The sequence below is a fragment of the Streptomyces sp. WM4235 genome (assembly GCF_001279725.1).
In the GTDB taxonomy this organism is placed as follows: Bacteria; Actinomycetota; Actinomycetes; order Streptomycetales; family Streptomycetaceae; genus Streptomyces.
The window spans coordinates 86,985-99,527 of sequence record NZ_LGDE01000112.1 but is presented as its reverse complement, the minus strand read 5'-3'; the positions used below and the strand labels follow the sequence as shown (position 1 = coordinate 99,527).

7 protein-coding genes are annotated in these 12,543 nt (G+C 72.5%); 3 read left to right on the top strand and 4 right to left on the bottom strand.

Annotated features, from left to right (window positions below):
- Nucleotides 1–300: 300 nt before the first annotated feature.
- A complete protein-coding gene (locus tag ADK55_RS11125; RefSeq protein WP_053677734.1) occupies nucleotides 301–1,245 on the top strand; it encodes a GDP-L-fucose synthase family protein in 945 nt (314 codons plus the stop codon).
- 19 nt (nucleotides 1,246–1,264) lie between these two features.
- Here ADK55_RS11125 and ADK55_RS11120 read toward each other — a convergent pair whose 3' ends face one another.
- A complete protein-coding gene (locus tag ADK55_RS11120; protein ID WP_078998778.1) occupies nucleotides 1,265–2,752 on the bottom strand; it encodes a sugar transferase in 1,488 nt (495 codons plus the stop codon).
- A 382-nt stretch (nucleotides 2,753–3,134) separates the two neighbouring features.
- Here ADK55_RS11120 and ADK55_RS11115 point away from each other — a divergent pair, with 382 nt between their 5' ends.
- Nucleotides 3,135–5,402, top strand: a complete 2,268-nt coding sequence (locus ADK55_RS11115) for a M4 family metallopeptidase (protein WP_053677530.1) — start codon at nucleotides 3,135–3,137, stop codon at nucleotides 5,400–5,402.
- A gap of 260 nt (nucleotides 5,403–5,662) precedes the next feature.
- Here the strand turns inward: ADK55_RS11115 and ADK55_RS11110 are convergent, their stop codons facing one another.
- The gene (locus ADK55_RS11110; RefSeq protein WP_053677528.1) at nucleotides 5,663–6,496 is read right to left on the bottom strand and encodes a hypothetical protein; all 834 of its coding nucleotides are present in this window, start codon (nucleotides 6,494–6,496) and stop codon (nucleotides 5,663–5,665) included.
- 305 nt (nucleotides 6,497–6,801) lie between these two features.
- Complete coding sequence (locus tag ADK55_RS11105; protein ID WP_053677526.1) at nucleotides 6,802–8,325, bottom strand: DHA2 family efflux MFS transporter permease subunit; 1,524 nt, start codon at nucleotides 8,323–8,325, stop codon at nucleotides 6,802–6,804.
- A 127-nt stretch (nucleotides 8,326–8,452) separates the two neighbouring features.
- Here ADK55_RS11105 and ADK55_RS11100 point away from each other — a divergent pair, with 127 nt between their 5' ends.
- Nucleotides 8,453–9,466, top strand: coding sequence for an Lrp/AsnC family transcriptional regulator (locus ADK55_RS11100; RefSeq protein WP_107089158.1), 1,014 nt, complete (start codon nucleotides 8,453–8,455; stop codon nucleotides 9,464–9,466).
- A gap of 7 nt (nucleotides 9,467–9,473) precedes the next feature.
- Here the strand turns inward: ADK55_RS11100 and glgP are convergent, their stop codons facing one another.
- The gene (gene glgP / locus ADK55_RS11095) at nucleotides 9,474–12,110 is read right to left on the bottom strand and encodes an alpha-glucan family phosphorylase (protein ID WP_053677525.1); all 2,637 of its coding nucleotides are present in this window, start codon (nucleotides 12,108–12,110) and stop codon (nucleotides 9,474–9,476) included.
- Nucleotides 12,111–12,543 lie beyond the last annotated feature (433 nt).

The window sequence follows — 12,543 nt, the reverse complement described above, 5'->3', positions numbered from 1 at the left end:
GTTGCGGTCTGTCGTGAAGTGCGGGGCGTGCCCCGGCGTGCCGGGACGGCGCCCCGGCGTTTCGAGGCCGTGCCTCGGGGTTCGTGACGGGCCTGTCGGCCCGTGGCGGTGCCGCGCCGTGCGGGGGCGCGGGTCCCGGTCGGGGGGCGCTCCGTCCGCGCGGGCGCCGGCGCGGGGGCTGGATGGGTACCGTACACGGCCGAACCGGAGCTGCACCCTCCGTATTCCGGCCGTCCCGACCCGTCGCGGGCCGGCCACCTCGGCGTCGGCCCGCGTCCGGGGGCCGGCATCATCGGCGGTATGACAAGTTCGCTGCCGCTCCTGCCCCCGCACGCCCGCGTCTTCGTCGCAGGCCATCGCGGCCTCGTGGGGTCCGCGGTCGTCCGGCGCCTCACCGCCGACGGCCACGAGGTGCTCACCCGCGGTCGCGCGGAGCTCGACCTGCGCGATGCCGCCGCCACCGAGGCGTACCTGAAGGACGTCCGCCCGGACGCGGTCGTGCTGGCCGCCGCCAAGGTCGGCGGCATCATGGCCAACAGCACCTACCCGGTGCAGTTCCTGGAGGACAACCTCAAGATCCAGCTCAGCGTCATCGCCGGCTCGCACGCCGCCGGGGTGAACCGCCTGCTGTTCCTGGGCTCCTCCTGCATCTACCCGAAGCTGGCCCCGCAGCCGATCAGCGAGGACGCCCTGCTGACCGGCCCGCTGGAGCCGACCAACGAGGCGTACGCCCTGGCGAAGATCGCCGGCATCGTCCAGGTCCAGTCGTACCGCAAGCAGTACGGGGCCTCGTACATCTCGGCCATGCCGACGAACCTCTACGGTCCGGGCGACAACTTCGACCTGCAGTCCTCGCACGTGCTGCCCGCGCTGATCCGGCGCTTCCACGAGGCCGCGGCCGAGGGGCGCGACGAGGTCACCCTGTGGGGCTCGGGCACCCCCCGCCGCGAGTTCCTGCACGTGGACGACCTCGCGGCGGCCTGTGCGGTGCTGTTGAACGGTTACGACGGGGACGAGCCCGTCAACATCGGCTGCGGCGAGGACCTGACCATCAAGGCCCTGGCCGAGACCGTCGCCGAGGTGACCGGCTTCGAGGGACGGCTCGCCTGGGACACCACCAAGCCGGACGGGACGCCGCGCAAGCTGCTGGACGTGACCCGTCTGACCTCGCTGGGCTGGAAGCCGGGCATCCCGCTGCGGGACGGCATCGCCTCCACGTACGCCTGGTGGTTGGGGCAGGGCTGATCGCACGGGCCGCGGCCCCTCAGTACGCTCCGCGACCGTCGACGACGGCGCGGAGGGTACGGCCCATGACGTCGACATCGCTGGTGAAGGACCAGTTGTCGACGTACTGCAGATCAAGCTGAATCGTTTCGTCCCAGGACAGGTCCGAGCGCCCGCTGATCTGCCACAGGCCGGTCATGCCGGGCCGCACGGTGAGCCGGCGCAGCTCGACCTCGTCGTACCGAGCCACCTCCTCCGGCAGCGGCGGCCTCGGGCCGACCAGCGACATGCTGCCGGTCAGCACGTTCACCAGCTGGGGCAGTTCGTCCATCGACGTCCGGCGCAGCAGCCGGCCCACCCGGGTCACCCGGGGGTCACGGCGCATCTTGAACATCAGGCCGTCGTTCTCGTTGGATGCCGACAGGTCGGCCTTGAGCTTGTCGGCGTCGACCACCATCGTGCGGAACTTCCACATGACGAAGGGCTCGCCGTCGCGGCCGATGCGGTGCTGGCTGTAGAAGGCCGGACCGCGGGATCCGAGACGTATCGCCAGGACGACCGCGAGGAACATCGGCGACAGGACCAGCAGCCCGATCGCGGCCCCCACCCGGTCCAGCACCGACTTCAACAGGGTCTGGATGCCCCGCCGCACGGGCGGCGCGATCCGCAGCACGGCGAGCCCCCCCGCGGACAGGGTCTCCAGTCGCTTGACGGAGATCTCCACCAGTCCGGGGAAGACGGCCAGTTCCAGGCCGGCGTCGTGCAGGGCCCAGGCGACCCGGCGCAGCCGCTCGCCGGCGATGCGCACGCCGGGGGCGACCAGGACCAGGTCGGCGTGGTGTCCGGCGACGGCGCCGAGCACGGCGGCCGAGTCCCCGTACGGGGTGTCCGGCATCCCGGCGTCGAGCCTGGCCGCGACGGGCACTCCGCTGGAGAGCGGGCCGTCGCCCACCGGGATGACCCCGACCACCACGTACGGGTGGTCGGTGCGGGCGGCCAGGTGCGCGATGACGCCCTCGGCGGCCTCGGGTTCGCCGACGACCAGCACCCGACTGACGGCCTGCGCCTCGCGGCGGGCGGCCGAGAGGTGGCGGTAGGTGAGCTTGTGGACGGCGACGGTGATCAGCAGGGCGGGCAACAGTGCCCCGAGCGCGGCCAGTCGGGGGGTGCTCTCCCCCGTCACCACGCGGGCGACGGCCAGTACCCCGATGAGAATCAGCCAGTCGTGCACGACCGGCAGCACTCCGCGCGATTCGCCGAGCTGTCGGGCGGCGTAGCGCCGGCGCACGGCCTGCACCCCGGTCCACGCGAGAGCGGCGCCGACGGCGCAGTAGGCGGGCCGGACCTGCTGCGCGGCCTCGAAGACGAGGCCCACGGGCACGGCGGCACCGAGGCAGTCGGCGGCCACGGCGACCGGCAGGTACCAACCGGCCTTGTCCCCGAGCCGTCGAGCGGGCGCGGTGGCCGCCCCGACCGTGTCGGCGACGGTCCTGGCCACTCTTTGCGCAGGAAAATGGACATGCCTCATGGGCCCCCCTGGCACGTGGTCATATGACAGCGGCGAGCGCCCGTGGCTTCCCCTGGCAACGGGCAACAGTCGCACCGGGAAACAGTACGACAAACACCCGTACGGTAAATGCCGTTTGCGTTAACGGTGCCTCTCGTTGCTCAAGCGTTAGCAACCGGTACCTCCTGTTCCGCATCCCGAACTCCCCCTTCCCACACAAAGGTGAATGGTTCGGATACCGGATACGTATCTTCGGACAACGAACCGTTTCCAGCCAACCTTTTGACGCGGCCCTGACATCAGCGCCCACAGGTGGCACTCTTCGACCGTTCATCGCACCAGCCCTGATCTGCCCGGAGGCCCACCCAGCCATCCGGAACCCCCCTTGCAGAAGGAGTCTGCGTTGAGTCCCACCCCCCAGCGGCGTGCCACTGCGGCCGGCGCTCTCGTGGCCGCGGCAGCCCTGCTCGCCGTAGGTATACAGGCCGGAACAGCCACCGCCGACGCCACCGCGTCCCAGGCCCGCACGGCGGCCCAGCCCAACCCGGGCTCGGTCAACCGCGCACTCAGCGCTTCGGAGCGTGCGACGCTCCTCGCCGACGCCAACTCGACCACCGTGCAGGCGGCGAAGGCTCTCGGGCTCGGTGGCCAGGAGAAGCTCGTCGTCCGCGATGTCGTCCAGGATGCGGACGGCACCACGCACACGACCTACGAACGCACCTACGCCAGCCTGCCCGTGCTCGGTGGTGACCTGACGGTCCACGCCAAGAGCGGTGTCACCAAGAGCGTGACCAAGGCCACCAACCACGAGATCAAGGTCGCGGACACCAGCGCCTCGGTCACCCCGGCCTCGGCGGAGCAGCAGGCCCTCGGTCTGGCCAAGACCCAGGGTGCCAAGGACGCGAAGGCCTCCAAGAACGCCCGCAAGGTGATCTGGGCCGCCGAAGGCGCCCCGGTCCTCGCGTTCGAGACCGTCGTCGGCGGCCTCCAGCACGACGGCACCCCGAGCGAGCTGCACGTGGTCACCAACGCCAGGACCGGCGCCAAGATCACCGAGTGGCAGGCCATCGAGACCGGCACCGGCAACACGATGTACAGCGGTCAGGTGACGCTGGGCACCTCGCAGTCGGGCAGCAACTACACGCTGACCGACGCCGGCCGCGGCAACCACAAGACGTACAACCTGAACAAGGGCTCGTCCGGCACCGGCACCCTGTTCTCCGGCCCGGACGACATCTGGGGCAACGGCCAGGCGTCCAACGCCGAGACCGCCGCCGCGGACGCCCACTACGGCGCCGCCGCGACGTGGGACTACTACAAGAACGTCCACGGCCGCAACGGCCTGCGCAACGACGGCGTGGCCCCGTACAGCCGGGTCCACTACGGCAACGCGTACGTCAACGCGTTCTGGGACGACGGCTGCTTCTGCATGACGTACGGCGACGGCGAGGGCAACACCAAGCCGCTCACCTCGACGGACGTCGCGGCGCACGAGATGACCCACGGCCTCACCTCGGTCACCGGCAACATGACCTACAGCGGTGAGCCCGGCGGTCTGAACGAGGCCACCTCCGACATCATGGCGGCCGCGGTCGAGTTCTACGCCAACAACCCCCAGGACGTCGGTGACTACCTGGTCGGCGAGAAGATCGACATCAACGGCGACGGCTCCCCGCTGCGCTACATGGACAAGCCGAGCAAGGACGGCTCGTCCAAGGACTCCTGGTACTCGGGTCTGGGCGGCATCGACGTCCACTACTCCTCGGGTCCGGCCAACCACTGGTACTACCTGGCCTCCGAGGGCTCGGGCGCCAAGGTCGTCAACGGCGTGAGCTACAACTCGCCCACCGCCGACAACCTGCCCGTCACGGCGATCGGCCGGGACGCCGCCTCGAAGATCTGGTTCCGCGCGCTGACGGTCGGCTACTTCAAGTCGAACACCAACTACGCCGCCGCGCGCACGGCCACCCTGCAGGCCGCCGCCGACCTGTACGGCCAGGGCTCGACCACGTACAACAACGTGGCCAACGCCTGGGCGGGCATCGCGGTCGGCGCCCGCATCACGACCGGTGTCACGGTCACCCCGATCGCCAACCAGAACACCCAGGTGGGTGGCGCTGTCAGCCTGCAGGTCCAGGCCACCAGCACCAACCCGGGCGCGCTGAGCTACGCGGCGACCGGCCTGCCGGCCGGCCTGTCGATCAACTCCTCCACCGGCCTGATCTCGGGCACGGCCACCACCGCCGCCACGTCCAACGTGACCGTCACGGTGACCGACTCGCAGAGCAAGACCGGTACGGCCTCCTTCACCTGGACGGTCGGCACCTCGCAGCCGAACGTCTTCGAGAACACGGCCGACTACCAGATCAAGGACAACGCGACCGTCGATTCACCGATCACGGTCAACCGCACGGGCAACGCCCCGAGCACCCTCAAGGTGGACGTGAACATCGTCCACACCTACGTCGGTGACCTGAAGGTCGACCTGGTCGCCCCCGACGGCACCCTGTACAACCTGCGCAACCGCACCGGCGGCAGCGCGGACAACATCGTCCAGTCCTTCACCGTGAACGCCTCCTCCGAGGTCGCCAACGGCGTGTGGAAGCTCCGGGTCGCCGACCTGGCCAGCGCGGACACCGGCTACATCAACAGCTGGAAGCTCACCTTCTGATCCCCGTCGGGGATTGACCGCACCACCGTTTGATCGCGGGGCCGCTCGGGAGAAGACCACCCCGGGCGGCCCTGTTCCATGTCCGGGGTCCCGCCGAGGGCGGGACCCGGTGCCCCCGCGAGGGGGACCCTCGGCGCCCGAGCGGCCCCGCGGTCCGTCCCCGCGCGAAAGGCCCGGCACCCACGGGGTGGTTCCCAGGGGTGTCGGGCCTTCCGGTCGGCCTGAGCCGGTGTCAGCGCCGGTGCCAGCGCCGGGGCGTGTCAGCCGATGGCGCGGAAGACGGTGTCCAGGACGCCGTACTCCTCTTCCTCGTCGCCGTCCTGACCGCGCTCGTCGCGCTGCCCGTCCTCGTCGCGCGCCTCGTCCTCCTCGTTCTGGCCGCGCTCGTCACGCGCCTCGTCCTCGTCGGCCTGGCCGCGCTCGTCGCGCGCCTCGTCGCGCTGTCCGTTCTCGTCCTCGGCCTGGTCGTCGCCCGGACGGCCCGCCTCGTCGCGCTGCTCGTCCTCGCCGCGCTGCTCGTCCTCGCGCGACTGCTCGTCGGCGGACTCGTCGAAGGACGGCTCGTCGTCGGCCGGGCGCGGGGCGGGGGCCGCGGCCGGGGCGGCGACGGCCGCCACGGCGGGCTTGACCAGGTTCGTCTGACGACCCTGCTCGGGACGGGCGTCGCGGCGGACGCGGCGGTCCTCGTCGTCGTTCCAGCCGCCGTCGTGGTGGCCGTGGCCGTCCCCGCCGGTGGGCCGGAAGTAGACCGAGAGGGCCTCGACGTCGTGCGCCCCGCCGCCCGGCGCCAGGGTGCGCACCGCCCGGCCGTTGCAGCCGCGGCCCTCGAAGAGGACCGCCAGCGACTCGGTGCGGTTGTAGGCCTCGGTGGCCGGCTGGTGCCGGGAGGTTCCGGTCAGCTCGTAGCAGGTGTCGTTGTCCGAGGGGCTGATGTGTCGGGTGTACTCGTCGCCGTCCTCGTCCTCGACGACGTAGTAGAGGCGGCCGAGCGTGTGGTGACCGTCGTAGTCGTCGTCGGCCATGGCCTGGCCGGAGGCCGGCAGGACGAGCGCGAGGGCGCCTAGGAAGGCCGCGGCGGTGGTGCGAGCACGCATGAGCAGTCCGTTTCTCTGGTCGCTGGATGCCGGATCCGGAGACATCCAGCGGGCAGCGTAGGAGCGGGCCGATCAGCAGAAACGATTCAGCATGCGCAGCGCGTTCGAAGGTTCACCCTCCCGGACCGGACAACCGGGCCGGACGGCCGTCGTACGCCCATCCACCACCCGTACATACGGACGCCCCCGGGCACGCGAACGCCCCCGTACATACGGACGCTCCCGTGCACACGAACGCCCCCGGACGTACGGCGACCCGCGCACCCGGAGTTCGGATGCGCGGGTCGCCGTACGGCCTCGGCGGCTCAGGCGGAGGCCCGCTCGGTGGTCGAGCCCGTCGAGCCCTTGGCCCGGGCCGGGAGCGAAGCCCCGGTCCCCCGGGCGGGACGGATCAGCAGGACCACCACCAGCGCGCCCACCAGACCCATCACCCCGGAGGCCACGAAGGTGTCCCGGAGCCCGCTCGCGAAGGCGGCCTCCACCCACTCCCGGGCCTGCGGGCCGGCCGCGAGGAACCGCCCCGCTCCGCCCGAGGCCAGGGCCTCGGCGGTGCCGTGCGGCTGCCCGCTGCCGGCGAGGCCGCTCGTCAGACCGGCCTGGAAGAGCGCGCCGAGCACCGCGATGCCGAGGGCGTTGCCCAGCTGGCGGGCGGTGTTCAGGGCGCCGCCGGCCATCCCGGCCCGGGCCGGGGCCACGGTCCCCATCGCGGCGGCGGCCAGCGGCGGGGTGGCCATCCCGACGCCCACGCCGGTCAGCACCAGTCCGGGCACCAGCGCCGTCCAGCCGTCGCCCGCGTCCAGCATCCAGGCCTGGAGCAGCGCGCCCGCCCCGATCAGCAGCAGCCCGCCGCCGATGGACAGTCGGGCGGGGGCGCCGTGCAGCAGTCGGCCGGCCACCGCGGAGACGAGGAACGCGGCCAGGCTCAGCGGCACCAGGACCAGTCCGGCCTGGACCGGGCCCATCCCCTCGGCGGACTGGAGCCAGAGCGAGACGTACATGAGGTACGAGAACGCGGCCCCGGACAGCAGCAGTCCGCCGGCCATCACCGCGACGAAGGTCGGGCTGCGGAAGAGGGAGAGGTCGAGCATCGGGTGCGCGGTGCGCAGTTCGACGAGGACGAAGGCGGCGAAGCAGGCCGCGCCGAGGCCGAGCAGGCCGAGGGTGGCGGCGGAGGTCCAGCCGTTCTCCGCGACCCGGATGAGGGCGTAGGTGACGATGCCGGCGCCCGCCGTGAAGGTGACCATGCCGGGCAGGTCGAGGCCCTTGGCGTGCGGGTTGCGGGACTCGGCGACGGCCTTGAGGGTGACCCAGACGGCCAGGGCGCAGACGGGCAGGTTGATGAAGAAGATCCAGCGCCACCCGAAGTGCTCGGTCAGCAGCCCGCCGATGATCGGTCCGGCCGCGGCGGCCGCGCCGTTGACCGCGCCCCAGACGCCGAAGGCGATCCCCCGGTCGCGGCCCTGGTAGGCGCTGCTGAGCAGGGCCATGGTGGTGGCGAACATCGCCGCGCCGCCTATGCCCTGCACGGCGCGGAAGGCGATCAGCAGGACGGGGCCGGTGGCCAGGCCGCAGGCCAGGGAGGCGGCGGCGAAGACGGCGAGTCCGCCGAGGTAGACGCGGCGGCGGCCGATCCGGTCGGCGAGGGAGCCCGCGCCGAGCAGCAGTGCGGCGAGCGCGAGGGCGTAGATGTCCATCACCCACTGGAGTCCGGCGAAACCGGTGTTCATGTCGGTGGCCATGTCCGGGAGCGCGACGGTCACGATGGTGACGTCGACCAGGAGCATGAAGGCTCCGAGGCTCACGGCCGTCAAGGGCAGCCATTTACGCATGGGGGTTCTCCGGATCAAGAGCAGATGAGGTGTGCCACCAGAGTCGCGGTCACCCGTCCGGACCAACCATCCAGCGGGCTTCCGCTGCCGGATTTCACTCGTCGGAGGCTCTGCGATGATGGAAACCATGCAGCCTCTGGCCGGTTCCGCCGAGATGGACCACCTCGACCTGGCGCTCGTGCAGGCCCTCATGATCGACGGGCGGGCCTCCTTCAGCCGGCTCGCCGAGGTGCTGGAGGTCTCCGACCAGACGGTGGTGCGCCGCTACCGCCGGATGCGCACCACGGGCCTGGTCCGGGTGGTCGGGCTGCCGCTGGGCAGCCGCGTCGGGCTGTTCGAGTCCTGGCTGCGGGTGCAGTGCACGCCGGACGCCGCGCTCGCCGTCGCGGAGGCGCTGTCCCGCCGGCCGGACATCGCCTGGGTCACCCTCAACTCCGGCGGCACCGAGATCCACTGCATGACCAAGGCCCGGACCCGCCAGGACCGAGACGTCCTGCTGCTGGAGAAGCTCCCGCGCACCCGCCGGGTGATCGGGGTGAGCGCGCACACCATCCTGCGGATGTTCACGGGCGGGCCCGAGCGCTGGTTCGGCATCGACGCGCTGCGCCCGGACCAGGTGGCGGCGCTGGAGCGGCAGCCGCCGCTGCCGGATCAGGACCGGTACGCGCTGGACGAGGCGGAGCTGGCGATGCTGGCCGTGCTGGGGCAGGACGGCCGCGCCGGCTATCCGGAACTGGCCCGCGCCACCGGGCTGTCGGAGTCCACCGCCCGGCGCCGGCTGGACCGGTTGCGGGACATGGGGGCGGTCTACTTCGACGTGGAGATCGTGCCGGCGACGCTCGGGTACGAGGCGGAGGCGGCGATGCTCCTGACCGTGGACCCGGCCCGGCTGGCCCGGGTGGGCGCGGCGATAGGCGAGCACCCCGAGGTGCCGTTCGCGGCGGCGGTCACCGGCTCGGCGAATCTGCTCGCGGTGGTGGTGTGCCGGGACACCGACGCGTTGTACACGTACCTCACCGAGCGGATCGGCGCGGTCGACGGCATCCGGCAGGTGGAGCTGGTCCCGATCCTGCGCACCGTGAAGCGGGCCGGGATGCTGGTGGAGGACGGGCGGCTGGTCGATCCGCCGCCCGTCCCCTGAGCGGCGGTCAGCGCAGCAGGACGCCGCCCCCCGCGTCGGTGTCCGCCGGCCCGGCGACCAGGCCCAGTTCGGCCGGGGTCGCCAGCAGCGGGTGCGCGGGCAGGATCCGCACGGTGTAGCCGAAGGGACCCGTCCGGTCGAGCGCGAGCGGGCCCTCGTACACCCAGCGGCCCTCCAGGTCCGGTCCGGCGGCGGCCTTGAGCGGGAAGGACCGGCCGCCCTGGATGACGTCCTGGGGGTCGACCCGGCCCGCGACCGCCTGGACCTCGACGTCCTCGGGCGCGAGGGAGTCGAGGGCCACCCGTACCCGGAGGGTGAGCGTGGCCCCGAGTTCGGCGGTGCCGCCGACGGGCGCGGCGGCCAGGGCCTCCACGTGCTCGACGCCGACCCTCGGCCAGGAGCCGCGGACCCGGCCCTTCCAGTCGGCGAGGTCGCGGGCGGTCTCCGGGGTGAGGGCGCGGTGGGAGAGCGCGGCCGGTGCGTAGAGCCGTTCCACGTACTCGCGGACCATGCGTCCCGCGAGCACCTTCGGCCCCAGTGACACCAGGGTGCGCCGGACCATCTCGATCCAGCGCGTCGGGAGGCCGGTGTGCCCGGCCCGGTCGTAGAAGCGGGGCGCGACCCGGCTCTCGATCAACTCGTAGAGGGCGTTGGCCTCCAGGTCGTCACGGCGCTCCTCGTCCGTCCCGATCCCGTCGGCGGTGGGGATCGCCCAGCCGAAGTCGGGCTCGAACCACTCGTCCCACCAGCCGTCCAGCACGGAGAGGTTGAGGCAGCCGTTCAGCGCGGCCTTCATCCCGCTCGTGCCGCAGGCCTCCAGGGGGCGCAGCGGGTTGTTCAGCCAGACGTCGCAGCCCGGGTAGAGCTTCTGGGCCATGGCCATGCCGTAGTCGGGCAGGAAGACGATGCGGTGGCGCACGCGCGGGTCGTCGGAGAACCGCACCAGTTCCTGGACGAGCCGCTTCCCGCCGTCGTCGGCCGGGTGCGCCTTGCCCGCGACGACGATCTGAACGGGCCGCTCCGGGTCCAGCAGCAGCCTGCGCAGCCGCTCGGGGTCGCGGAGCATCAACGTGAGCCGCTTGTAGGAGGGCACCCGGCGGGCGAAGCCGATGGTCAGCACGTCCGGGTCGAGGACGGAGTCCACCCAGCCCAGTTCGGCGTCGGCGGCGCCGCGCTGCTTCCAGGAGGCGCGCAGCCGGTCGCGGACCTCCTGGACCAGTTGCTCGCGCAGGACCCGGCGCAGGTCCCAGACCTCCTGGTCCCCGATCCCGGCGACGGCGTCCCAGCGCGGGGAGCCGCCGACCGACAGCGCGTCCTCGGTCCGGCCGGCGCCGATCTGCCGGGCGCCGAGCCGGATGACCTCGGGGGCCACCCAGGTCGGCGCGTGCACCCCGTTGGTGACGGAGGTGATGGGGACGTCGGCGGGGTCGAAGCCCGGCCACAGGCCGGCGAACATGCCCCGGCTGACGGCCCCGTGCAGGGTGGAGACGCCGTTGGCGCGCTGGGCCAGGCGCAGCCCCATGACGGCCATGTTGAACACCCCGGGGTCGCCGCCGGGGTAGGACTCGGCGCCCAGTTCGAGGATCCGGTCCACGGGCACGCCGGCCAGTTCGCCGCCCTCGCCGAAGTGCCGGGCGACCAGGGACCGCTCGAAGCGGTCGATGCCGGCGGGGACGGGGGTGTGCGTGGTGAACACGGTTCCGGCGCGGACCGCCTCGACGGCGGCGTCGAAGCCGAGCCCCGGCTCTCCTCCCAGTTCCCTTATGCGTTCGAGTCCGAGGAACCCGGCGTGCCCCTCGTTGGTGTGGAAGACCTCGGGGTCGGGATGGCCGGTGAGCCGGCAGTACGTGCGGACCGCGCGGACGCCTCCGATGCCGAGCAGCATCTCCTGGAGCAGCCGGTGGTCGCTGCCGCCGCCGTAGAGCCGGTCGGTCACCTCGCGGGCGGCGGTGTCGTTGTCCTCGACGTCGGAGTCGAGGAGCAGCAGCGGCACCCGCCCGACGCGGGCCTGCCAGATGTGCGCGTGCAACGCGCGGCCGCCGGGCAGGGCGAGTGCCACCCGGGCGGGGCTGCCGTCCTCCTCGCGGATCAGGGCGACGGGCAGCTCGTTGGGGTCGAGGACGGGGTAGTGCTCCTGCTGCCAGCCGTCGCGGGAGAGCGACTGGCGGAAGTAGCCGTGACGGTAGAGCAGGCCCACTCCGATGAGCGGGACGCCGAGGTCGCTGGCGGCCTTGAGGTGGTCGCCGGCGAGGATCCCGAGGCCGCCGGAGTACTGCGGCAGGGCTGCGGTGATGCCGAACTCGGGGGAGAAGTAGGCGATGCCCGCGGGGAGCCCGCCGTCGCCCTCGTGGCTCTGGTACCACCTCCCGCCGTGGACGTAGTCGTCGAGGTCGGCGGCGGCCACGGCGAGCCGGCGCAGGAACCGGCGGTCGCCGGCCAGTTCCTCCAGCCGGGCGGCGGGTACCGCGCCGAGCAGTCGGACGGGGTCGCCGCCGGCGGCCTGCCAGCCTTCGGGGTCGACGGATTGGAAGAGTTCGCGGGTTTCCGCGTGCCAAGACCAGCGCAGGTTGCGCGCGAGGTCGGCGAGCGGCAGAAGGGGTTCGGGGAGGACGGGGCGCACGGTGAATCGACGGATAGCCTTCACGTGTTCCACCTTCGCAGGGGATGACGGATCGGAGCGGTCGCACCACGCTGTGCACCCGCGCTTCGACCCCCGGAAGGCTAGCGGCGCCCTCGTCGCCCGGCCATGGCGCCTCGTCGGGCCGGGCCTCCAACGGGTCGTCGGGGGAGGGCCGCAGACGGCCGGCGACCGGCCGGCACGCCCGCCGCGGGCCGCCCGCTCCGGTCCGCCGCGGGGGGTGCGATTCCGGCCGGATCCCTGCCCCGCGGTCCGCCCGGCCGCGTGTCCCGGCGCTTGCCGGGGCACACGAGATGCGCGGGCCCGACGAAGCGGAACAAGGGTGTCTGCGGGGCCCGTGAGGCAACTGGGACAGGGGGTGTGCCGCTGTACATCAGTCGGTCCTCGCCGACTTGACGGAGCCTCGACCGATGTCGATCCGGCCCTTGGTGATCCGCGT

Bases quoted from the DNA above. Each gene is read 5' to 3' on its own strand.
- ADK55_RS11125 (WP_053677734.1), top strand. From the start codon at position 301: ATGACAAGTTCGCTGCCGCTCCTGCCCCCGCACGCCCGCGTCTTCGTC.
- ADK55_RS11120 (WP_078998778.1), bottom strand. From the start codon at position 2,752: ATGAGGCATGTCCATTTTCCTGCGCAAAGAGTGGCCAGGACCGTCGCC.
- ADK55_RS11110 (WP_053677528.1), bottom strand. From the start codon at position 6,496: ATGCGTGCTCGCACCACCGCCGCGGCCTTCCTAGGCGCCCTCGCGCTC.
- ADK55_RS11105 (WP_053677526.1), bottom strand. From the start codon at position 8,325: ATGCGTAAATGGCTGCCCTTGACGGCCGTGAGCCTCGGAGCCTTCATG.
- ADK55_RS11100 (WP_107089158.1), top strand. From the start codon at position 8,453: ATGCAGCCTCTGGCCGGTTCCGCCGAGATGGACCACCTCGACCTGGCG.